Annotated in this window: 19 protein-coding genes; 10 read left to right on the forward strand and 9 right to left on the reverse strand. The window is 41.4% G+C overall.

The features are described 5' to 3' along the window. Positions 1-58 precede the first annotated feature (58 nt). A complete protein-coding gene (mfd, locus tag AC3Z9T_RS02535) occupies positions 59-3,496 on the reverse strand; it encodes a transcription-repair coupling factor (RefSeq protein WP_490124624.1) in 3,438 nt (1,145 codons plus the stop codon). A gap of 194 nt (positions 3,497-3,690) precedes the next feature. On the opposite strand from mfd, the gene lolC reads away from it, so the two are divergent. From lolC to lolE, 3 genes are read left to right on the forward strand one after another with little or no spacing between them, the layout of a single operon-like run. Continuing rightward, positions 3,691-4,893, forward strand: a complete 1,203-nt coding sequence (gene lolC, locus AC3Z9T_RS02540) for a lipoprotein-releasing ABC transporter permease subunit LolC (RefSeq protein WP_490124625.1) — start codon at positions 3,691-3,693, stop codon at positions 4,891-4,893. After that, positions 4,886-5,587, forward strand: coding sequence for a lipoprotein-releasing ABC transporter ATP-binding protein LolD (gene lolD, locus AC3Z9T_RS02545; protein ID WP_490124626.1), 702 nt, complete (start codon positions 4,886-4,888; stop codon positions 5,585-5,587). Before lolC ends, lolD begins: the two co-directional genes overlap by 8 nt. Beyond that, complete coding sequence (gene lolE / locus AC3Z9T_RS02550; protein WP_490124627.1) at positions 5,587-6,834, forward strand: lipoprotein-releasing ABC transporter permease subunit LolE; 1,248 nt, start codon at positions 5,587-5,589, stop codon at positions 6,832-6,834. Before lolD ends, lolE begins: the two co-directional genes overlap by 1 nt. A 41-nt stretch (positions 6,835-6,875) precedes the next feature. Here the strand turns inward: lolE and AC3Z9T_RS02555 are convergent, their stop codons facing one another. Further along, positions 6,876-7,430, reverse strand: coding sequence for a class IV adenylate cyclase (locus AC3Z9T_RS02555; protein ID WP_490124628.1), 555 nt, complete (start codon positions 7,428-7,430; stop codon positions 6,876-6,878). A gap of 120 nt (positions 7,431-7,550) precedes the next feature. Further along, a complete protein-coding gene (locus AC3Z9T_RS02560) occupies positions 7,551-8,048 on the reverse strand; it encodes a TIGR00645 family protein (protein WP_490124629.1) in 498 nt (165 codons plus the stop codon). Between the two features lie 245 nt (positions 8,049-8,293). Between AC3Z9T_RS02560 and cobB the strand changes: the two genes are divergently transcribed. Beyond that, on the forward strand, positions 8,294-9,127 hold the full coding sequence (cobB, locus tag AC3Z9T_RS02565) for a Sir2 family NAD+-dependent deacetylase (RefSeq protein WP_490125129.1): 834 nt from the start codon (positions 8,294-8,296) through the stop codon (positions 9,125-9,127). 116 nt (positions 9,128-9,243) lie between these two features. Here cobB and AC3Z9T_RS02570 read toward each other — a convergent pair whose 3' ends face one another. Next, the gene (locus tag AC3Z9T_RS02570) at positions 9,244-9,954 is read right to left on the reverse strand and encodes an SDR family NAD(P)-dependent oxidoreductase (protein ID WP_490124630.1); all 711 of its coding nucleotides are present in this window, start codon (positions 9,952-9,954) and stop codon (positions 9,244-9,246) included. 504 nt (positions 9,955-10,458) lie between these two features. On the opposite strand from AC3Z9T_RS02570, the gene ssuE reads away from it, so the two are divergent. The 6 genes from ssuE (at position 10,459) to pepT (ending at position 16,219) form a co-directional block, all read left to right on the forward strand. Continuing rightward, positions 10,459-11,055, forward strand: a complete 597-nt coding sequence (ssuE, locus tag AC3Z9T_RS02575) for an NADPH-dependent FMN reductase (RefSeq protein WP_490124631.1) — start codon at positions 10,459-10,461, stop codon at positions 11,053-11,055. A 2-nt stretch (positions 11,056-11,057) separates the two neighbouring features. Further along, the gene (gene ssuC / locus AC3Z9T_RS02580) at positions 11,058-11,837 is read left to right on the forward strand and encodes an aliphatic sulfonate ABC transporter permease SsuC (protein WP_490124632.1); all 780 of its coding nucleotides are present in this window, start codon (positions 11,058-11,060) and stop codon (positions 11,835-11,837) included. Continuing rightward, a complete protein-coding gene (locus tag AC3Z9T_RS02585) occupies positions 11,834-12,589 on the forward strand; it encodes an ATP-binding cassette domain-containing protein (protein WP_490124633.1) in 756 nt (251 codons plus the stop codon). Before ssuC ends, AC3Z9T_RS02585 begins: the two co-directional genes overlap by 4 nt. A gap of 34 nt (positions 12,590-12,623) precedes the next feature. Continuing rightward, complete coding sequence (gene ssuD / locus AC3Z9T_RS02590) at positions 12,624-13,790, forward strand: FMNH2-dependent alkanesulfonate monooxygenase (protein WP_490124634.1); 1,167 nt, start codon at positions 12,624-12,626, stop codon at positions 13,788-13,790. Positions 13,791-13,828: 38 nt separating this feature from the next. Further along, entirely contained in the window at positions 13,829-14,767 is a 939-nt protein-coding gene (locus AC3Z9T_RS02595; protein ID WP_490124635.1) for a sulfonate ABC transporter substrate-binding protein, read from the forward strand. Between the two features lie 219 nt (positions 14,768-14,986). Further along, positions 14,987-16,219, forward strand: a complete 1,233-nt coding sequence (gene pepT, locus AC3Z9T_RS02600) for a peptidase T (RefSeq protein ID WP_490124636.1) — start codon at positions 14,987-14,989, stop codon at positions 16,217-16,219. A gap of 102 nt (positions 16,220-16,321) precedes the next feature. Here the strand turns inward: pepT and AC3Z9T_RS02605 are convergent, their stop codons facing one another. The 5 genes from AC3Z9T_RS02605 to hflD all read right to left on the reverse strand — a co-directional run bounded on the left by AC3Z9T_RS02605 (position 16,322) and on the right by hflD (position 22,544). Continuing rightward, positions 16,322-17,446, reverse strand: coding sequence for a ribosomal protein uL16 3-hydroxylase (locus AC3Z9T_RS02605; RefSeq protein ID WP_490124637.1), 1,125 nt, complete (start codon positions 17,444-17,446; stop codon positions 16,322-16,324). 226 nt (positions 17,447-17,672) lie between these two features. Next, positions 17,673-19,130: a two-component system sensor histidine kinase PhoQ gene (phoQ, locus tag AC3Z9T_RS02610; RefSeq protein ID WP_490124638.1), complete on the reverse strand. Its 1,458-nt coding sequence runs from the start codon at positions 19,128-19,130 to the stop codon at positions 17,673-17,675. A gap of 2 nt (positions 19,131-19,132) precedes the next feature. Beyond that, positions 19,133-19,807, reverse strand: a complete 675-nt coding sequence (gene phoP, locus AC3Z9T_RS02615; protein WP_490124639.1) for a two-component system response regulator PhoP — start codon at positions 19,805-19,807, stop codon at positions 19,133-19,135. A gap of 715 nt (positions 19,808-20,522) precedes the next feature. Continuing rightward, positions 20,523-21,893 (reverse strand): adenylosuccinate lyase, encoded by a 1,371-nt coding sequence (purB, locus tag AC3Z9T_RS02620; RefSeq protein ID WP_490124640.1) that lies wholly within the window; start codon positions 21,891-21,893, stop codon positions 20,523-20,525. A gap of 18 nt (positions 21,894-21,911) precedes the next feature. Next, a complete protein-coding gene (gene hflD, locus AC3Z9T_RS02625) occupies positions 21,912-22,544 on the reverse strand; it encodes a high frequency lysogenization protein HflD (protein ID WP_490124641.1) in 633 nt (210 codons plus the stop codon). Between the last annotated feature and the right edge of the window lies 1 nt (position 22,545).

The raw sequence follows: 22,545 nt of genomic DNA on the forward strand, positions 1-22,545 counted from the left end.
GGCCCCCAATCGTTGGATAATCAATTATAGGGGGCTTTTTTATTATCTAATGAGCAGATTAATCAAGTAAGTTGTCAGCAAAATCACCTAGCAGTTGCTTAATAAAGTCAATGCGCGTGACCCTGTCACTTAAATCGATCACAAACTTTAATTTTACTGGGCCATCAAGGCGGAAGGTTTTAGGTTGATTTTGTAATAAGCTAATCAAGAAAATCGGTGAAACTTTGTTCTTCTCACCAAACTCGATAAACCCGCCTTGTTCATGCGCTTCGATACGTTTAATACCTAATTTTTCAGCCTCTAAACGGATAGCTGCACTGGCAAGTAAAAACTTCCCGGCATCAGGTAACATGCCGAAGCGATCGATTAATTCGATACGCAGCTCATTCAATTCACCTTCATCATGAGCACTAGCAATTCGTTTATAGAATGATAGGCGGATATTGACATCATGAATGTAATCATCAGGCAGTAAAACTGGCATGCGCAGCTCAACCTCGGTTTGCTGATTAATTAAATCCTCTAATGAAGGCTCTCGCCCGTCTTTGAGCGCATCTACGGCACTTTCAAGTAACTCCATATACAAGGTGAAACCAATAGTCGTCATTTGCCCACTTTGATCTTCACCAAGTAGTTCACCTGCTCCACGGATTTCAAGGTCATGTGTGGCAAGGGCAAAGCCAGCACCGAGATCTTCTAATGATGAAATTGCTTCCAAACGCTTATGAGCGTCAGTGGTCATCGCTTTCGGGTGTGGCGTGAGTAAGTAAGCGTAGGCTTGATGGTGCGAACGACCAACGCGACCACGTAATTGATGTAATTGAGCTAAACCAAAGTGGTCTGCACGTTCAATAATGATGGTATTAGCCGTTGGAATATCAATACCTGTTTCAATAATAGTGGTACAAATCAAAACATTGAAGCGCTGGTGATGAAAATCACTCATCACACGTTCAAGTTCGCGCTCACGCATTTGCCCATGCCCAACCACAAAACGTGCCTCAGGCACGAGTTCTTCAAGACGCTTTTTGGCTTTTTCAATATTTTCAACATCATTGTAGAGATAATAAACTTGCCCACCGCGAAGTGTTTCACGCAGGATAGCTTCTCTAACGACCAGATCATCATATTGACGAACAAAGGTTTTCACGGCTAAACGGCGAGCCGGTGGCGTAGCGATAATCGATAGGTCACGCATACCGCTCATTGCCATATTTAAAGTGCGTGGAATAGGAGTGGCCGTTAGGGTCAGAATATCAACATCAGCACGCATTGCTTTAATACGTTCTTTATGACGGACGCCAAAACGATGTTCTTCATCGACCACCAATAAACCTAGATCACGCCACACTAAATCACTTTGCAGTAATTTATGAGTACCAATCAATATATCGACTTTGCCTTCCGCGGCTTCTTCAATAATTTGTTGCTGCTCTTTTGCGGTTTTAAAGCGTGACAGCATTTCAATTTTGACTGGCCAATTAGCAAAGCGATCGCGGAAATTATCATAATGCTGTTGAGCCAGTAGGGTGGTCGGCACTAATACTGCAACTTGCTTATTATTATTGATGGCTAAAAAGGCCGCCCGCATTGCGACTTCTGTTTTACCAAAACCAACATCACCACACACTAAGCGATCCATTGCTATTGGTTGGCACATGTCACTGAGCACTGCGTTAATGGCCTGCTCTTGGTCAGGTGTCGTTTCAAAGGGAAAGCCTTGGCAGAACTCTTGATATTGCTCTTTATCATGTTTAAAGGCAAAACCGGGTTTTGCTGCACGTTGTGCGTAGATATCAAGTAACTCAGCAGCGACGTCACGCACTTTTTCAGCGGCTTTTTGGCGTGCTTTCCCCCAACTATCACTCCCTAAGCGATGAAGTGGCGCATTTTCATCAGCACCGCCTGAATAGCGGCTAATTAAATGCAATGATGATACAGGGACATACAGTTTGTCGTTGCCTGCGTAAGTCAGTATTAAGTATTCGGCTTTGATGCCACCTGCTTCAAGGGTGGTTAGACCTTGATAACGCCCCACACCATGTTCGATATGCACGACAGGCTGACCGGGACGCAGTTCAGCAAGGTTGCGGATCAGTGTATCGGTATTGATAGTACGACGATTATCGCTGCGACGGCGAACAACACGTTCACCTAATAAATCGCTTTCGCAAATTAATGCTTTATGCGGCTGAATAAAACCATGTTCAGCGGCACCGACCATAATGGCGAAACGATTATCTGTAGTATTAAAATAATCATTAATAATATCAGGACGAATTTTTAGGCGACCCAATAATTCGGTTACTGTTTCACGACGCCCCTCGCTTTCCACTGAAAAAACAACTGTGCCATCGAAATGCTCAACAAATTGCCGCAATTTTTCAAGCGGTTGCTTACTTTGCCCTTGAGTACCGATATCAGGCAATGGCTGATAGTCTAAATTGGTATTGGCAGCTTTATCCGACAGTTTTTCAACCGATAATTGTACGCGAGGCCATTTTTTGAGTGCTTGATTCAGTTGCTCAACGGTGAGCCATAACTCAGCAGGGGGTAATAATGGCCGCATTGGATCGACACCACGGTTTTCGAAGCGTTGTTGGGTATCGATTTGAAAGCGTTCTGCCGCTTCTTGGTAATGTTGCGAGATAAATAAGGTGTTTTCTGGCAAATATTCGAACAATGAAGGCAACGACTGACTAAAGAATAACGGTTGCCAATATTCGATCCCTGTTGGTAAGGTTTTTTTACTGACTTGCTGGTAGATGTGTTCAGGATCACGTCTGACTTCAAAACGTTCGCGCCATTGGCTGCGGAAACGTTCAATAGCATCTTTGTCAGTTGGGAACTCGTGAGCAGGGAGCAAGTTAATGCTCGCCACTTCTTCAAGAGTTCTTTGGCTATCGACATCGAAGGTGCGCAAGCTGTCAATTTCATCATCAAAGAAGTCAATACGGTAAGGTAATGAACTGCCCATTGGGAACAAGTCTAATAACGCGCCTCGGGTAGCATATTCACCGTGCTCTAAGACTTGTTCGACATGACGATAACCTGCTTTATCGAGTTCATCACGTAAATTATCACGAGAAAGTTTATCGCCTTTTGCCATGACCAATGCATGACCAGTGAGAAACTCTACTGGGCAAACTTTTTGCATTAAGGTGTTGACCGGTAAGATCAGAACGCCTTTTTGCATGCTCGGTAAACGGTATAAGGTCGATAAGCGCTGTGAGATGATTTCTTGGTGAGGGGAAAAATTGTCGTAAGGCAAGGTTTCCCAGTCAGAAAGCGTTTCGATGGGAAGCTTAGTAAATTGTTGGATTTCATCGCGTAGTCGTAAGGTATTTTGCATATCCCTTGTGACAAGCACTACAGGGCCTTGATGACGTTCAATCATCTGTGCACATTCAAGTGCACCCGCAGCCCCAATTAAGCATCCTAAATGGCGGATATCACCACCGCGTGTAGGGAGTTCGTAACGAAATTTTGAAGACATAAAAATATTCGGTTTCTCAATGCATCATGGTTAAACGGCCAGTTTTACCCCGTGAATTGTCTGAAAGTAAGACAAACAGGCCGTGCCAATAAGAAAAAAAACCACAAAACCGGGGCCGGGTGGTTCCATTCATCATTCGTACCCTTTATTATCCCTGAACACTTCGCTTTGGCAACAGGGGCGTTACAGTTTTCATGTCTCAATCTGTCTCATTATTTATAGGTCTACGTTATATGCGTGGACGGGCAGCCGATAAATTCGGCCGTTTTGTATCCAGCTTATCAGCGATTGGCATCACGTTAGGGGTCGCAGCGTTGATCACCGTAACCTCTGTCATGAATGGGTTCGAACGTTCGCTACAAGATAGCATACTTGCTTATATGCCGCAGGCGGTTTTAACGTCCGCGTCAGGGCATATCGATCCCCAAAAATACCCAATCACTGATCTGCAACATCTTCAAGGGGTAAACCATATCGCACCTATTGTGCAATCGGACGTTGTACTGCAAAGTCGTTCGAATGTCGGGGTAGGCATGATGGTAGGTATCACTTCAGATGAGCGATCACCACTTTTGGATAATTTGGTTAACGGGCAGCGCTCAGATTTGGTTGCAGGTGAATACCACGTTTTCTTAGGCCAGAAATTAGCTGAAAATTTAGGGCTGAAACGTGGTGACGAAGTACGGTTAATCATACCCGGTGTCAGCCAATTAACCCCAATGGGGCGCATTCCAAGTCAACGCTTATTTACTGTTGCAGGCGTGTTCCAAACCAATGGTGAAGCGGACTCAAGTGAGCTTATTGTCGCACAAGACGATGCTGCAAGAATGATGCGCTATCCGCAAGGGGATATTACAGGGTGGCGGTTATTTTTAGACCAACCTTTGAAAGTCGATGTCCTGAGCAAGCAAAAATTACCTGATGGTTTGGTATGGACTGATTGGCGAGAACGCAAAGGCGAGTTTTTCCAAGCAGTTAAGATGGAAAAAAATATGATGGGGCTGTTATTAAGCCTAATTATTGCTGTCGCTGCGTTTAATATCATCACTTCGCTATCACTATTGGTAATGGAGAAACAAGCTGAGGTCGCCATTTTAAAGACATTAGGTCTTAAACGAGGGCGTATTTTAGCTATCTTTATGATCCAAGGTGCGGGGGCTGGGGTTATTGGTGCGCTTATTGGCGCGTTACTCGGTACTTTGCTATCCAGTCAATTGAACTTCTTAATGCCTTTATTCGGTTTGTTACCAAAAGGCGTTCAATTGCCGATCCAACTCGATTTTTCAGGCATTTTGATTATTGCGGTATCCGCAATGCTAATTTCGCTGCTGGCAACGCTATATCCTTCTTGGCGTGCTGCGGCTGTGCAACCTGCTGAGGCGTTACGTTATGAATAAACAACCACTTCTTGTCTGTGAACATTTGAGTAAGGTCTATCAAGAAGGGGCTTTATCGACGCAAGTGTTAAAGGATGTTTGTTTCTCTATTAATGAAGGTGAAATGATGGCAATTGTCGGTAGCTCAGGCTCTGGCAAAAGTACCTTATTGCACCTACTTGGGGGGCTTGATACGCCATCGCAAGGTGATGTTATCTTTCGTGGTCAACATATTAACCGTTTGTCATCTGATCAGCGTGCTGCTATTCGTAATAAAGATCTTGGTTTTATTTATCAATTTCACCATTTATTGCCTGATTTTACTGCGTTGGAAAATGTGGCAATGCCATTACTGATTGGTGGTGTCAATAAATCGGATGCTTTTAGTCGTGCGACGAAAATGTTGGATGCAGTTGGTTTAGCGCATCGTTCAGGACATCGTCCATCTGAGCTCTCCGGAGGAGAACGTCAGCGCGTGGCGATTGCACGTGCTTTGGTTAATGAACCTGCATTAGTCATGGCTGATGAGCCAACGGGTAATCTTGATTTACGTAACGCAGATGCCATTTTTGAGTTACTTGGTGAGTTAAATAAAACTCAAGGTACGGCATTTCTTGTGGTAACTCATGACATGAAATTAGCGCACCGGTTGTCTCGTCAACTGGAAATGCGAGATGGTCATTTACAACAAGATATCACACTGGGGGCAGTGTAATGTCTGGATTGCCTTTAACTTTACTGACTGCGTTACGCTTTAGCCGAGGACGCCGTCGTACAGGCATGGTTTCACTGGTTTCTATCGTATCGACATTGGGGATTGTACTGGGTGTTGCGGTATTAATTATCGGCCTAAGTGCGATGAATGGTTTTGAACGTGAGCTTGAAAGCCGTGTGTTATCGGTTGTTCCTCATGGGCAAATTTATGCAGTAAAAGCGCCTTATCAAGACTGGGCATACTCAGAGAAGGTGATCCGCGATACCCCAGGAGTAAAAGCGGTGAGTCCTTATGTCGGGTTTACTGGGTTGCTGGAGCGAGGCGCGAACCTTAAAGCGATCCAAGTGATGGGGGTGTCTCCTGAAACCGAATCGGATGTCAGTGCGCTGCCTAAATTTGTGCTTGATGACGCATGGAAGGATTTTAAAGCAGGCAAGCAGTCGATTATTTTAGGTCAAGGTGTTGCAAACTCGCTAAATGTGAAAGTGGGTGATTGGGTCACTATCATGATCCCAAACACCGACCCAAGTATGAAAATACAGCAACCGAAACGGATCCGCGTTCAAGTTACGGGTATTTTTCGTTTAAGTGGTTTGTTAGATCACCAATTAGCCTTGATCCCGATTGCCGATGCACAACAGTATTTAGATTATGGCGATGGTATCACTGGGTTTGAAGTCAAAGCTGATAATCCATTTGAGGCAGATAAAGTCGTTTATGATGCAGGTCTGAAAACCATGCACTATGTGATTGTAAAAAGCTGGATTGGTGATTACGGTTACATGTACAGCGATATTCAAATGGTTCGCAGTATCATGTATCTCGCCATGATCCTTGTGATTGGTGTGGCTTGCTTTAATATTGTTTCGACCTTAGTGATGGCGGTAAAAGATAAGAGCAGCGATATTGCCGTGTTACGTACTTTGGGTGCGAAAGACCGACAAATTCGCGCAATTTTCTTATGGTATGGTCTATTGAGTGGCTTGGTTGGTTCATTAATTGGTGCACTACTCGGTGTGGTGGTTTCGCTAAATTTAACCACCATAATCAAAGGGCTGGAATATGTAATTGGTCATCCTATTTTATCGGGTGATGTTTATTTTATTGATTTCCTGCCATCACAATTGCATCTATTAGATGTGGTTTATGTGTTGCTCACTACGGTCATCTTGAGCCTCATTGCTAGCTGGTATCCTGCACGCCGTGCAAGTAAGTTAGATCCAGCACGTATCTTAAGCGGTCAATAATCTATCATGGCTGAGTGGTAATGCTGCTCAGCCACTCTTCCTTACTGCGAATTGTGATGCGCAAGATGGATTTGCTTATAGCTGCGCGTTTCAATCAAGCTTTCATTAAAACCATATTGCTCAGCAAGGGACATCATTTGCTGGGTTAATTCAGGTAATTGTGATTGCTCATCGGTCATAATGGCAAATTCAGCAAACCAGCCAATATCAGCTAAGTGGTCGATAGTGATGTGAGCTTCACCTAGAAAGTAAATGCTGCGTGTTTTGGTAGTGGTCAAATGACACTGATAACCTAACGTGGTCAGCATGCTTTTTACATGGTGGCAGTCTTCAATATCAATCGCTTTGCATTCAGATGCGGCAGGCCCTTTTACTATCCATAATTTGATCCCAGAAGGTGACATTTCACGAACAGACATACTGATGCCTTGTTGAGCTAATTGAGTGTCACAACTATCAAAGAAGTCATCAGTTTCCGTATTGTTTTCAGTAAAAATTTCAGCACCATCAGCCATAATTCGTTGTAAAAATTGCTGGTGGTTTAATAATTTGAATTTGATTTCAGCTTCATATTTGCCAATGAAATGATTGCTCACAGGCCATCCTAGTGGTGAATGAATTTGGGGGTTATTTTCGCTTAAATGAGGGGACACGGTTGGTATTTAAATGCTTTAACGTCGCTTGGGTGCGTTAGTATTGCTCCCAAGCGAATGTCGTTATTTACTTTTCTTCATAATCGATTGGTCTAAATAACCCATTACAAATGCCGAAAGAACAAAGGTTAAGTGAATAATCACATACCACATGAGTTTATTGTCAGGGACATTTTGTGAGTTCATGAAAATTTTCAACAGATGGATCGACGAGATAGCAACAATAGAGGCCGCAACTTTATTTTTTAGCGATGTTGCGTCCATTTTACCTAGCCAGCCTAGTTTTTCACTGCTATCAGGAATATTCAGTTGAGAAACAAAGTTTTCATAGCCTGAAAACATCACCATGACCAATAATCCACCCACCAACGCCATATCAATCAATGACAATAATATCAGTATCAAATCTGCTTCAGGAATTGAAAAAATATTCGGGATCACATGCCACAGTTCTTGAAAGAACTTAATTGACAACGCAAGTAACGTTAGGGAAAGGCCAAAGTAGATTGGAGCAAGCAACCAACGTGACGCATACATGACCCTTTCAAAGAATTTTTCCATATAAACCTTTTTATGATGAGTTAAGCAAACTGTGTGAGTGATTGCCATTTTAGCCTGTCTTTATTCGAACTTCGATAATTAAGAATGAGTTTTTGTCAGGGCAGTGTGAAATATTTGTTAAGTCAACCTCCTCACAAATTTTAATGTTATTGGTTGTGTTATAGTGGCAACCACACTAATTTAATGTACAAATGCTTTTCACGGCTGTAGGCATAAAAGTAGAGAACAAAGGAAGTATATCAATGTTGCGATTTCGTCACAGATTAAAGAAATTTAAAAAAATTAAAACAGTACGTCGTCAAAGATTTCGCAACCGTTCTTTTTACAGTGAGAATAGAATGTTCAATATGAAAAATGTGAAGATAGTTGTATTGACTGGAGCAGGAATTTCCGCGGAGTCGGGGATCAAAACATTTCGTTCTACTGATGGTTTATGGGAAGAGCACCGTGTTGAGGATGTGGCAACACCTGAAGGGTTTGCTCGTGACCCACAATTAGTGCAGCGCTTTTACAATGAACGCCGCCATCAGTTGCAGCAAGACAGTATTAAACCTAACTCTGCACATTATGCCTTAGCTCAATTAGAAGATTTGCTAGGCGATAACTTCTTACTGGTTACGCAAAATATTGATAATTTGCATGAACGTGCAGGTAGCAAACGTATTGTTCATATGCATGGTGAGTTGTTAAAAGTGCGCTGTAGTTGGTCTAATCAGGTATTAGAGTGGAAAGGCGATTTATCAACGGATGATCGCTGCCATTGTTGTCAATTTCCACAGCCATTAAGGCCACATATTGTTTGGTTTGGTGAAATGCCAATTGGTATGGATCAAATTTATCAAGCCATAGAAGGTGCCACGATTTTTATTGCGATTGGGACTTCTGGGCATGTTTATCCGGCAGCTGGTTTTGTACATGAGGCAAAACTGAATGGTGCTCATACGGTTGAATTAAACCTAGAACCTAGCCAAGTGGAAAGTGAATTTGATGAAAAACATTATGGGCTTGCGAGTAAAGTGGTCGTGGATTACGTCAATCACTTGATTACGGAATTGAGGGTTACTAGCAATAGCCATTAAATAGTTCGAGGTGCGGCCAGCCGATAAGTGAACGTAGCTATTTTACTTTCACAAAACGTATTACCGCTTGAGGTATAATGCATCATAGCCATTAAACTAGGGGAAGCCCCTAGTTATCAGACATTTTCATCCAACATCGCTGGCATGGTGATTTCTTTTACGCAGCTTGCATGGCTAGTACTTAAAATAAATTTCACTGCATTTAATACATCTTGCAAAGGGATCAACGTTCCTTCTGTTTGTGAAATAACTTCATCAACAGGAACCGATAATGGGTACTCGGTTGCCAAATAACCTAAGTTGAGTACCGAAATGCCGATTTGATCCTTGCGCAAGGTCTCTCTTAGTGATTGCGCAATACCGCGTAAGGCATATTTGGATGCAGAAAACGCAACCTCATGGCCGTTATGGTTGTCTAATCCCCATGTAGAGCCAATTAAAATAATTTTGCTATTGGTTCCTAAACGTAGATTTGGCAACATTGCCTTAAGATGTAATATACAAGCACTGATATTGGTTTGGATCATCGTCAATATTTCAGTATCTGTTGTCGTTTCAAATTGATATTCATCAGTAAATGCATATTTTTCCCAGATACCGACGTTATAGATCAAACAGTCAATAGGCGTGTTTTGTAAGCTATTTTTGACCGTCTCCGCCGAGCTCGCTTCGGACAAATCAGTTTGGATCCAGTGGAAATTATCACTAACAAATGCAGGAAGAGAACGTGATACGCCATATATGGTATCTTGTTTGCTCGGGATGCCTTCAATCAAAGCCTTACCAAGCCCTTTACTTACACCATAAACTAAAAAGTTTTTTGTCATTATTTTTCTCTATTATTTTAATGATGATAATAGCATGTGGAATGCTTCATAAGTATAGCTGAGTGCTTTATATAACCCATTGATTTTTAGTGCCATACTCGTCATGCTTCACGTTGCAGGGGTGTTGATTACGCTCATTCGCACTAGTCACCTACTTATGTAGGCTCCCAGCGACTCATTCACTTGTCGCCTACCTGCAATTTGAATTATTTAGAGTATATATGTTTAAGAGGGATCATTAACAACGAATTAAACAGATGACTAATAAAATAGGCAACACGAACATTAACGTAAATTCAAAGGTTGTTAATTAAATACTTAGGCTTTCTTTAAGGACAATTTAATATTAATCGCTTTGGTTTTAAAGGATTTATATTTTGTTCTATTATATAGGTAAATGTTCTTATACTAATTAGTGTATTGTTAAGAACAAATAATTATTTCTTTCTAATATGTGAACTCGATAAATATTAATGATGACTGGTTGTTAATAGCGAGATTGATATGAATATTCTGATTATTTCAGGTAGCCCAACGTTGAAATCACGTTCATCTGCTTTGCTTGATTACGCTCAGCAATGGTTAAGTGAATATGATTTGGTTTCTCATAGAGTAAGTGTGAACGAGTTTGATGCAAATGTCTTATTGAAAGCAGAGTTTCAACATTTTCAAGTGCAAGATTTTATTGATAAAGTTAAGAAGGCTGATGGCATTGTTATTGCGTCCCCCGTTTATCAATCATCTTATAGTGGTGTATTAAAATCAGTGATTGATTTATTACCGCAAGGCGCATTTGCGAATAAAACAGTATTGCCAATTATGTCTGGTGGCAGTGAATGCCATCAATTAGCATTAGACTATGCATTTAAACCTTTATTAGCAACACTAAAAGCAGAAGAAATCATGAGTGGTATTTATATTAGTGATAAACAATCACAATATTCAGAACGCACTCATCAATATATTTTCTCTGATGAGATTATCGAGAGAATAAATAATAATTTACAAGTTTTTTATCAGTCACTAAATAAAAATAGAGTTAAAGTTGAAAGTTTTATATTACAAGATAAATCACACTCGGTTATTGGATTGAGAGGATAAATATGAGCTATCAACGCAATATGATTATGAGTTGGCTAGTGCCATTAGGTTTACTGGTGATTTGGCAGTTTTCTGTGAGTACAGGTTGGTTATCAAATCGTATATTACCAGAGCCATTGCAGGTCATGAATGCAGGGTGGGGACTCATAAAAAGTGGTGAGTTATGGACGAATATGGCAGTTAGTACATTACGCGCCTCGATAGGTTTTATTATTGGCGGAACGATAGGGCTGGTTTTAGGGCTGATCACAGGGTTATCTCGATTAGGTGAGACCTTGCTAGATAGCTCAATACAGATGATCCGCAATATTCCACATTTGGCGCTTATTCCTTTAGTCATTTTATGGTTTGGTATTGATGAACGAGCCAAAATATTTCTTGTTGCACTGGGCACTTTTTTTCCTATTTATCTCAACACATTGCACGGCATTAAACACCTTGATCGTGGCTTGATTGAAATGGCGAAAAGTTATGGATTAAGTGGATATCAATTATTCCATCACGTTATTTTTCCTGGCGCATTGCCGTCAATATTAGTGGGTATCCGTTTTTCTCTTGGGTTGATGTGGCTGACATTAATTGTTGCTGAAACTATTTCTGCAAACGCGGGGATCGGCTATTTAGCCATGAATGCACGTGAATTTCTCAGAACCGATATTGTGGTATTTACCATCATTGTTTATGCCTTACTGGGTAAAACAGCAGATTGGCTAACTTATTTATTAGAGGTTGTTCTACTGCGTTGGCACCCCGCTTGGCAGAAAAAAGGGGGCAAAGCATGATAACCATTCAACCACCTAAAAATGCAGGGATCACCGTCAATATCAATAATATTACTCAGCGATTTGGGGCAAATGAGGTACTCAAATCACTTAATATTATGATCCCAGCAGGACAATTTGTCACCATTGTCGGGCACAGTGGCTGTGGCAAAAGTTCCTTATTACGCCTAATTGCTAATTTAGATTTGCCGACGTCGGGGGAAATTACGGCTGAAACGCTATCACTACCCCATTTCTACAGTAACACACGCATGATGTTTCAAGAGCCGCGGTTGTTGCCATGGAAAAAAGTCATTGAAAATGTTGGGTTGGGATTAAAAGGAAAATGGCGCAGAGAGGCACTTGAAGCATTGGATGCGGTCGGGTTAGTTGATAAAGCAAATCAATGGCCAGCAACCTTATCAGGCGGGCAAAAACAGCGAGTTGCATTAGCAAGAGCACTGATTCATCGCCCACGCTTACTATTACTCGATGAACCTTTGGGTGCACTTGATGCATTGACACGAATCGAAATGCAGCAGCTGATCATCAAGCTGTGGCAAGAGTACCAATTTACTGTTGTGTTGGTGACACACGATGTACATGAGGCGGTGTTTACCTCTGAACGCGTATTAATGCTAAAGGATGGAGGGTTGTATTTCGATTTGCTAGTTAATGAAGACTACCCCAGAGCATTGACGAACCCTCGATTAATTGAGCTCGAAGCGAAAGTATTAAATGCGCTGACAGAATTGGAGAGGCATTACGGCTAATTTTTGATTATCACTCGGCAAATAGGAATTAACTATGACAGTACAGCAAGATCTACAGCTATTTTGGTTTTTACCAACGCATGGAGAAGGGCGTTATTTAGGGACGCAAAAAGGTGGGCGCTCAGTGACCTTACCTTATTTACAACAGATTGCTATCGCTGCGGACAGTTTAGGTTTCCATGGTGTTTTGATCCCAACAGGAAAAAGTTGTGAAGACTCATGGTTAATTGCCGCAGCATTGGTTTCAGTGACTAAACAATTACGTTTTTTAGTGGCGGTCAGGCCGGGTCTTCAGCCTCCTTCACTTGCTGCTCGTATGTCCTCTACCTTGGATCGGTTATCTGATGGACGGCTTTTGGTGAATGTAGTCACTGGTGGTGATCCGACAGAAAATAAAGGCGATGGAATTTTTTTAGATCATGCAGAACGATATAAGGTAACTGACGAATTCCTTGATGTCTATAAACGACTGCTCCGTGGAGAGCAGCAAGTGAATTATCAAGGAGAATACATTCATGTTGAAAATGCAGGATTGTTATTTCCACCAGTACAACCATCAGGGCCACCATTGTATTTTGGCGGTTCATCACCTGCCGCATTAACAGTTGCAGCTGAACATATTGATACTTATTTGACATGGGGAGAGCCCGTCACTGATGTGGCTGAAAAGATCGCCGCTGTGCGACAACTTGCAGATGAAAAAGGTAATCAATTGGCGTTCGGTATTCGTTTACATGTGATTGTGCGTGAAACAGAGCAAGAGGCCATTGATGCAGCAAATAAGCTGATTTCACACCTTGATGATGAAACTATTGCTCAGGCCCAATCGATTTTTGCGCGTATGGACTCAACAGGGCAGGCTCGCATGCAAGCACTGCATAATGGTTCTAGAGATAATTTATTTATCGCACCTAATTTGTGGACAGGTATTGGTTTAGTTAGGGGCGGTGCCGGAACGGCTTTAGTCGGTTCTCCTGAACAAGTTGCAGAGAGGATCAGAGAATATCAGGCTGTGGGTATTAGTAAGTTTATTTTTTCAGGTTATCCACATTTAGAGGAGGCGCATCGATTTGCTGAGTTAGTGATGCCTTTGCTGGGAGAGCAAAAAGGGTTTTCGTTACCAAGGTCAGGTTTTAATACAGGGCCATTTGGTGAAACGATCGCCAGTGATTTAAGGCCAAAACAAGTGAGTGCAAGCTAGAGCTTTTTGAGATACCTAACCCTATTTGGAACCTTATTATGAAAAAATTAATGTTACTTGTTTCGCTATTGGTGGTTTCTATCTATTCCAGTTTTTCTTTTGCGGAAGCAAAAACGATTAACATTGGCTATCAAAAAGCCAATATTTTTGCACTATTAAAATATCGAGGTACATTAGAAAACGAATTTAAAAAACAGGACGTCAATATTCGTTGGATTGAATTTCCTGCGGGACCACAAATGTTGGAAGGGCTCAATGTAGGAAGTATTGATTTAGCGGCAACAGGGGATGCGCCACCAATATTTGCTCAAGCCGCACAGGCTGATTTTGTTTATCTTGGTCATTCGCCTGCGAACCCAAAATCAGAGGCAATTGTTGTTCCTGAAAACTCATCCATTAAGTCAGTCAGTGATTTAAAAGGTAAACGTGTTGCGTTAAATAAAGGTTCTGATGTGAATTATTTGCTGGTGGCTGCATTACAGCATGCTGGCCTTAACTATAGTGATATCACTCCTGTCTACTTACCGCCATCAGATGCACGAGCCGCTTTTGAAAAAGGCGTTGTTGATGCATGGGCGATTTGGGATCCTTTTTTAGCTGAAGTTGAAACCAATTTACCTGTACGTCAAATTGTTAACGGTGAAAATTTAGTACCTCATTATACCTTCTTCCTTGCTAGTCGTAATTTTGCTGAAAAAAGTCCTAAACATGCCGACGTTATTATTGAGCAGTTAGTACAACAGAGTGAATGGGCGAATGCGCATCCACAAGAGACCGCCGATATCTTATCGGCATCGACCGGCCTAGACAAAGCAATATGGCTAAAAGCATTACAACGTGGAGAATATGGATTTACTCGTATGAGTGATGAAGCATTTGCGGGACAACAGAAGGTTGCTGATATTTTTGCGAAAATACGCCTAATCCCTGAATCTGTTGATGTAAAGAAAGCACGATGGGTGGTTAAGGTAAATTAACCTTTTTTAATAAAGAATATTCAATCTTAATAATTGCTAGAGTCTTATTTATTAATGATTAACATAATGATAAGGCTTAGTTAACTAGTTATTTAATTCAATATTCTATTATCTTTTTTAACTAAAATACGCAGTCATTAGCCTTAAAGCTGATTTGAAACAACAATTGTTCGTACATTCTTTCTCATAATAGAGTCATTAATATTAAGGGGATGATGTATGAACAAACTCTTAGAGCGGTTCTTTGATTATACTACTTTTGATACACAATCAAAATTAAACGCAAAAACGATACCTAGTAGTACAGGGCAGTTGAAGTTTGCTCGGGCACTGGTGAAGGAATTGAAGGAATTAGGTTTCGATGATGTGGAGCTTTCTGAGCAGGGTTGTGTCACCGCATGCATACCCGCTAACGTTGATTGGGAAGTACCAACAATAGGGTTTATTTCCCATCTTGATACTTCACCCGATTTTTCAGGTAAAAATGTTGCTCCACAAATCTTAGAAAACTACCGCGGTGGTGATATTGCACTAGGTATTGGTGATGAAGTGCTATCGCCAGTTATGTTTCCTATACTGCATGAAATGATTGGTAAAACACTGATCATGACAGATGGTAAAACACTACTTGGTGCGGATGATAAGGCAGGTATTGCAGAGATTATTACCGCGTTTGTGCGCCTAAAAGCACAAAAAATTCCGCATGGTAAGCTTTGTCTTGCCTTTACCCCTGACGAAGAGATCGGTCGTGGCGCACGCTATGTCGATTTGAGGGTCTTTGATGCACGCTGGGCGTATACCGTGGATGGTGGAGGTGTTGGAGAATTAGAGTATGAAAACTTCAATGCAGCCAATGTAGCAATAAAAATTGTAGGTAATAATGTACACCCAGGTACGGCTAAAGGTGTGATGGTGAATGCATTAACCCTAGCTAATCGTATTCATGCTGAATTACCTAAAGATGAAACACCGGAGCATACCGACGGGTACGCAGGTTTTTATCACCTTAACTCAATGAAAGGCTCTGTTGAAAAAGCCGAAATGAATTACATCATTCGTGATTTCGATAGCCATGGGTTTGAGGCTCGTAAAAAAAATATCATTCGTATTGCAGAAAAGGTAGGACAAGGTTTACATCCAAGTTGTTATATCGAACTGACGATCGATGACAGCTATTACAATATGCATAAAGAGGTGATGAAACACCCACATGTGGTTGAAATTGCGCATCAGGCAATGAAAGATTGTGGTATTGAACCGATCGTAAAGCCGATCCGTGGTGGCACTGATGGTGCTCAACTGTCTTATCGTGGGTTACCGTGCCCGAATATTTTCACAGGCGGTTATAACTTTCATAGTAAACATGAGTTTATAACGCAAGAGGGGATGGAGCAGGCGGTTAGTGTGATCATGCGTATTGCTGAATTAACTGCTGAGCGGGTAAAGAAATAATGAATAAACTGCACCTTAAAACTCGTCATACTTCATGTAACTCGAATTATTTAGAGTGTAGAAGAAAAAACGATAAGGTGCAGTTTACTTTAACGTTATTGATTAATCGTCAAAATACCAATAGCCGCTATTAATCAAGGCCGTAACTAAAGCGATAAAATTGACATCATCAATGGCATCGCCTAAACGATTAGCATCTACTGAATCATAACGACACAGGCTGTCGGCGGCTTCATAACAGGTTGTTTCTAAACATTCACCATTGATAAAGAATTGGTCGCCAACTCGAAGTGCCCTTAACCCATTGAGTTTATATAGCGTTTCTTGCTGCTCTTTAAGTAAGTTATAAACTTCATCTTGCTCATAAGGTGGTTCAGGTGGCGCTAAATCCAATTCATGGCGTGATTGTGATATAAACTCTCCGAGCCATTTACGGAATAATTCAGGATCACCGATCAGTGATTCCATCATTTCACGTAGCTTTATCTGTTCGCCTTGTAATATTTCTGCGGGGTTATCTCTGAATGATAAATCAGGATCACTATAGCGATAGCTACCCAGATCATTTGAGATCAGATGATCAGCAAAGCTACTCATTAGCTCACGAGTATTAGGTGCACGAAAGCCAACGGAATAGTTTAGCGATGGCTCAATAGCATAACCTTCGTGTGGAAACCCAGGTGGAATATAGAGAATATCACCGGGCTCCATTTCTTCATCAATAATGGCATCAAAAGGTTGAACTTGTAGTAAGTCAGGGTGCGGGCAGTGTTGTTTCATAGGAACTTTTTCACCCACTCGCCAACGGCGACGACCTTCACCTTGAATAATAAATACATCGTATTGGTCTAAATGCGGGCCTACACCACCACCAGGTACTGAATAGGAGATCATTAAATCATCCATTCGCCAGTCAGACAGTACTCTAAAAGGTTTCATTAATGCAGCGCTTGGGTGATGCCAATGGTCAACCGCTTGTACTAGTACTGACCAATTTTCTTCGCCAAGGTGGTCGTAGCTTTCAAACGGACCATGAGCCACTTGCCATAACCCTTCTTTATGGCTGACTAGGCGGCTATCTACTTCATCTTCCATTGCCAGTCCCGCGAGTTCATCAGGCGAGATGGGATCAATAAAACGTGTAAAACCATTTTTGATGAGTAAAGGGCGTTTCTGCCAATGACTATCGAGAAAACTCTGCCAGTCAAGATTCAGTTTATAGTCCATCTTATTGTCCTGAGTTGCTATGTTATTGGCTTAGTATACCTGAATTTCATACTATACTCGTCATCCTTCAAGTTGCAGGACTTTTTGTTGAGACATAAGTGACTACGCTACGCTCACCGAGCCACTGTCTTTACTATGATCCCCGGCCATCTTCGCTTATCGCCAACCTGCACCTCGAATTATTTAGAGTATCGAATAGGCGCTAAACCCAACTTATGATCATAGATTAGCTGTCTTGGTTAATGCCTTGCCTACGAAAAATGACCTCGACTTGAGCGCCGCCTAGAGGGCTGTCACTGATTTTGATCTCACCATCATATTGGTCAATAATTTCAACTGCGATCGACAAGCCTAGACCTTGTCCTGGCCTTAATGTATCAACACGTTGTCCTCGGACAAAGATTAGATTACGTTTACTTTCAGGAACCCCAGGACCATCATCATTCACTGTGATAGTTAAGCTATCAGTGCCTACCATGGCTTTGACTTCAACAAACTCAAGGCAATATTTACAGGCATTTTCCATTACATTGCCCATTACCTCCATAAAATCATTGGGCTGACCTAGCCATGTGATTTCAGGAGAAATATCCACAGTAATAGAAACACCTTTGTTCTGATAAACTTTATGTAGCGCACTAGCTAAGCTATCTAATAAAGAGGGAACAGATGAAATTTCACGTAGCATCAGATTTTTATCGCCCTGTGCGGAGGCACGATGCAAATAGTAGCCAACTTGCTGAGAAATACGGCCTATTTGCTCAAGCATGATAGGTTCGGCTTGCTCAATGGTCATCTGTTTGCCCGTGCGCAAAGAGCGTAGTGTAGACTGCAAGACAGCAAGTGGCGTTTTTAAACTGTGTGTTAAGTCAGAAAGGGTGGTGCGATACTTGCTATGGCGTTTACGCTCATTAGTGAGCAAGTTATTTAAATTGCGAACCAGCCCTCGCAATTCAGAAGGCGGATTCTCATCCATCATTTCTCGTTCACCTTTTTCAAGGCTACTAATTTGTGAAACTAATGATTTAATTGGTCTCAAACTCCAATAGGCGGCGAGCCAGAGCAAGGGGATCACTAATATTAGGTTGGCAAGTAACACATAACCAAACCACTCCCAAACTAACCCCGTTTTTTGTAGATCTTGAGGTAATGTATCAACTACGACGATTGTTAGAGGAGGAAGGTTTTCTGAGCGCCCATATTGGTTGACCGATACCGAGTGAGTTAATGGCTCATCATTACGACTCATATTATCTAATTTGCTATTGAACTCAGGATTATTTTGCAATAACTGGCGTGTTTCACCAATATCAGTATCGATTTCGTATAACCCTTCTTTTTTTAACCAATCGCGATGGATCAAATTTTCAACGGTTGGTACTTCTCGCTGCCGCCAGAGGACTTGACCATTTTCATTATAAATGATGATCAACGAAGGGTTATTGAGGGTGAAATTAGGGGGAACACGAATCGCAATTTTATCATTTTGCCATTGAGCTAGGCTATAGATAAGGTTGCTTTGGCTACGCAGCAGTGTATAGGTTGTTTTATCGAAACTAATCAAATAGCCTAATATTGCCACGATGCCGTAAGAGAGTGTTAATGCGAGGATCACCGCTGAGGTGGCACATAAGAAACGTGCCCTCAGTGATAATGGTTTAAACTTAAATTTTTTTAGCCGCATAATTAGCCATTCACATCAAAACGATAACCCTGTCCACGCACTGTGACTATGACATCTTTAGCATGAAACTGCTGTATTTTTTTACGTAAACGCCCCATTAAAACATCAATGGTATGGCTTTCGCGTAACTCAGCGTCAGGATATAACTGGCGCATTAATGAGTCTTTACTCACGACTTTACTATTATTACGCAACAAAGTTTCCACGATGGTATATTCAAAGGCTGTAAGCTTAACTGGCTCACCATTAACGGTAAATTCTTTTCTGGATAGATCAATGACAAAGCCATCAAGCTCTAATACTTGAGAAGCTAGCCCACTATTTCTACGCATCAAAGCTTGCATACGCGCGACTAATTCTTCAAGGTGGAAAGGTTTTGTCACATAATCATCAGCACCACTATTGAGTGCTTGTACTTTTTCTTGCCAACTTTCACGTGCAGTCAAAACTAAAATAGGGATATTTACTTGAGCACTGCGCCAGCGTTTGATCATCGATAAACCATCTTCATCAGGCAAACCAAGATCAACCATTGCAATATCAGGACAGCTTTCACGCAAAAAATAATCAGCTTCTTTTGCATCTTCAGCTGAATCCACTTGATGGCCTAACTCTTTCAGTTGAACCGTTAAGTGATGACGCAGCAAAGCATTGTCCTCGACGATAAGAATACGCATCTAAAACCTCACATTAAAAAGAAGGGATTACCCTATATATTGTAGAGCAGTCGCATTAGGATCACTATGGTAAAAAGATAAGCGTTTTACAACAAGTGATTAAGTAAACCTAGGGCAAACAAAAAGAAAAAATGTTGCAATAAATAACGAAGAGAGCAATAAGTGGTCGATGGCTTAAGCCAATGTTATGTTAGAGTATATTGATGCTGATATGTACTCCTCATACTTCAAGTTGCAGTGCTTTTCGTTGAGGTAAAAGTGACTACGCTCACTTGCACCTAGAATTATTTAGAGTATATGAAAAGCTAGCTAGTTTGTTTGATATTAAATTGTATTTTATGTGGTTAATAGCAAATTAATTAAAAGACGAGTGAAATTAATTAGGAATATTTTTACACATATATTGTGTAATGTTGTTTTTTTAAAACCAAATTAAATAATATTAAAAGTAGATCCCAAAAAAGTTATTTTGTAACTTATTGAAAGTAATTTCGATTGATTTTATACCCGTCATACTTCAAGTTGCGGCGCTTTCCGTTGAGGTAAATGTGATTACGTTAACTCGCACTAGTCACACGCTAATGTATGCTCCTAACGACTCGCTCACTTGTCGCTTAGCTGCACCTCGAATTATTTAAAGTATGTATTGTTCTGATAGAACGTATCCAACTACCCAAGTCATATTGATGACTTAGGTAGCTGATTTATTTTATGGTTATTTTAGCTCATCAATAAAAGTGACTGCATAACCAATGTAATTTGCTGGTGTCATCGCTTTCAAACGTGTTTTTTCTTCTTCAGGCAGCTCAAGCCCATCGATAAATTGTTTCATTCCTTCTGCTGTGACACGTTTGCCTCGAGTTAACTCTTTCAGTTTTTCATAAGGTTTTTCAATACCATAACGACGCATTACGGTTTGAATAGGCTCTGCAAGAACTTCCCAGTTTTGGTTTAGCTCATCCAGTAAATGTTGTTCATTGACCTCTAATTTATTCAAACCTTTTAGGGTAGATTGATAAGCGATCAATGAATAGCCAAGACCGACGCCAAGGTTACGTAGTACTGTTGAGTCAGTCAGGTCACGTTGCCAGCGAGAGACAGGTAGCTTACTTGCTAAATGTGCAAGCACTGCATTGGCAAGCCCTAAGTTGCCTTCTGAGTTTTCAAAATCAATTGGGTTAACTTTATGCGGCATAGTTGAAGAGCCAATTTCACCCGCAATAGTTTTTTGTTTGAAGTGATTGAGAGCAACGTACCCCCAAATATCACGGTCAAAATCTAATAAAATGGTATTGAAACGTGCAATACAGTCAAACAGCTCGGCAATATAGTCATGCGGTTCGATTTGTGTTGTGAACGGGTTCCAAGTGATACCCAGTGAAGTCACGAATGTTTCACTGAATTCGTGCCAGTTAACCTCTGGGTAAGCTGCAATATGTGCGTTGTAGTTGCCAACAGCACCGTTGATTTTACCTAAAATCTCAACTTGCTCTAATTGACGATATTGACGCTCCATACGGTAAGCCACGTTGGCAAACTCTTTGCCAATCGTTGATGGTGTAGCAGGTTGACCGTGGGTACGTGAAAGCAGAGGTAGTAAGCGGTACTCTTGAGCCATTGTTTTCACTTTATCAATCATTTGGCGCCATTGTGGTAATAACACCTCTTTCCTTGCGGTTTGTAACATCAGTGCATGGGAAAGGTTATTGATATCTTCGGAAGTACAGGCGAAATGGATAAACTCAGAAACAGCATGTAAGGTAGGAACTTGGGCAACTTTTTCTTTTAAGAAATATTCAACAGCTTTAACATCATGGTTAGTGGTGCGCTCAATTTCTTTAATACGCATCGCATCTTTTTCACAGAAGTTTGCTACAATTTCATCAAGGTAAGCGTTTGCGTCGGCATCAAATGATGGAACTTCTTTGATTTGAGCGGTTGCAGCCAGTTTTTGTAGCCAGCGAACTTCAACCTGTACGCGAAATTTCAGCAAGCCAAACTCACTAAAAATAGTGCGTAGTGCGCTGACTTTATCACCGTAACGGCCGTCAATCGGGGATACAGCGGTCAGTGAGGATAATTCCATTGGTAGCAACTCCAAATTTTAAAGGTGAGACAGAATTTCTTTCGCCTGATTACTCAGACGGCTTCGAGAAAACATTAATTGTAAACGGCTTCCACCCACTTGCTGCCACAGCACTGCACTGCGAATGCCTGATAGCAAGAGGGTTCTAACTTTTGCTTGAACAAGCGAGTTCTTTAAAATATCAGGAGAACCCGTTACTTGAATACGTGGGCCGAGTGGGCTAACAACATCAACATAAATACCGGCTAGCGCGTTAAACACCCCATCAGACATGGGCTCAAAATAACTTGCTTGGCGTTCGAATTGATCAATACGTTGTCCTAGTTGATCCAATGCCTGTTGATCTTTATTCAATCGACGCTCTAACACCATAATACTGAGCATATACCGAGTCATTTCAGCAGATAAACCACCGCCGTTATTACCACCGGATAGCATGCCTAAAAGAGCGCCAAGTCCTGTTTTTAGGTTAGCAGGGTTATTGCCATACACATCGAGAGTCGATGAGGGATTCATATTTGTTAAACTGTTGACCATGACTTCAGCGTCATGGTCATTGCAAATACCTTCTTGGGCAAGTTGCTGTACCATGTAACTTGCTTGGCAGATGCCTGCGAGCGCAAGAGTGATATCGCGATAGTTTTTAGCCACA

This window comes from Providencia sp. 6390 (genome assembly GCF_058148425.1).

What these genes read in the sequence shown, in the direction of transcription:
- mfd (WP_490124624.1), bottom strand. Translation starts at nt 3,496, where the DNA reads ATGTCTTCAAAATTTCGTTACGAACTCCCTACACGCGGTGGTGATATC.
- lolC (WP_490124625.1), top strand. Translation starts at nt 3,691, where the DNA reads ATGTCTCAATCTGTCTCATTATTTATAGGTCTACGTTATATGCGTGGA.
- lolD (WP_490124626.1), top strand. Translation starts at nt 4,886, where the DNA reads ATGAATAAACAACCACTTCTTGTCTGTGAACATTTGAGTAAGGTCTAT.
- lolE (WP_490124627.1), top strand. Translation starts at nt 5,587, where the DNA reads ATGTCTGGATTGCCTTTAACTTTACTGACTGCGTTACGCTTTAGCCGA.
- AC3Z9T_RS02560 (WP_490124629.1), bottom strand. Translation starts at nt 8,048, where the DNA reads ATGGAAAAATTCTTTGAAAGGGTCATGTATGCGTCACGTTGGTTGCTT.
- AC3Z9T_RS02570 (WP_490124630.1), bottom strand. Translation starts at nt 9,954, where the DNA reads ATGACAAAAAACTTTTTAGTTTATGGTGTAAGTAAAGGGCTTGGTAAG.
- ssuE (WP_490124631.1), top strand. Translation starts at nt 10,459, where the DNA reads ATGAATATTCTGATTATTTCAGGTAGCCCAACGTTGAAATCACGTTCA.
- ssuC (WP_490124632.1), top strand. Translation starts at nt 11,058, where the DNA reads ATGAGCTATCAACGCAATATGATTATGAGTTGGCTAGTGCCATTAGGT.
- AC3Z9T_RS02585 (WP_490124633.1), top strand. Translation starts at nt 11,834, where the DNA reads ATGATAACCATTCAACCACCTAAAAATGCAGGGATCACCGTCAATATC.
- ssuD (WP_490124634.1), top strand. Translation starts at nt 12,624, where the DNA reads ATGACAGTACAGCAAGATCTACAGCTATTTTGGTTTTTACCAACGCAT.
- AC3Z9T_RS02595 (WP_490124635.1), top strand. Translation starts at nt 13,829, where the DNA reads ATGAAAAAATTAATGTTACTTGTTTCGCTATTGGTGGTTTCTATCTAT.
- pepT (WP_490124636.1), top strand. Translation starts at nt 14,987, where the DNA reads ATGAACAAACTCTTAGAGCGGTTCTTTGATTATACTACTTTTGATACA.
- AC3Z9T_RS02605 (WP_490124637.1), bottom strand. Translation starts at nt 17,446, where the DNA reads ATGGACTATAAACTGAATCTTGACTGGCAGAGTTTTCTCGATAGTCAT.
- phoQ (WP_490124638.1), bottom strand. Translation starts at nt 19,130, where the DNA reads ATGCGGCTAAAAAAATTTAAGTTTAAACCATTATCACTGAGGGCACGT.
- phoP (WP_490124639.1), bottom strand. Translation starts at nt 19,807, where the DNA reads ATGCGTATTCTTATCGTCGAGGACAATGCTTTGCTGCGTCATCACTTA.
- purB (WP_490124640.1), bottom strand. Translation starts at nt 21,893, where the DNA reads ATGGAATTATCCTCACTGACCGCTGTATCCCCGATTGACGGCCGTTAC.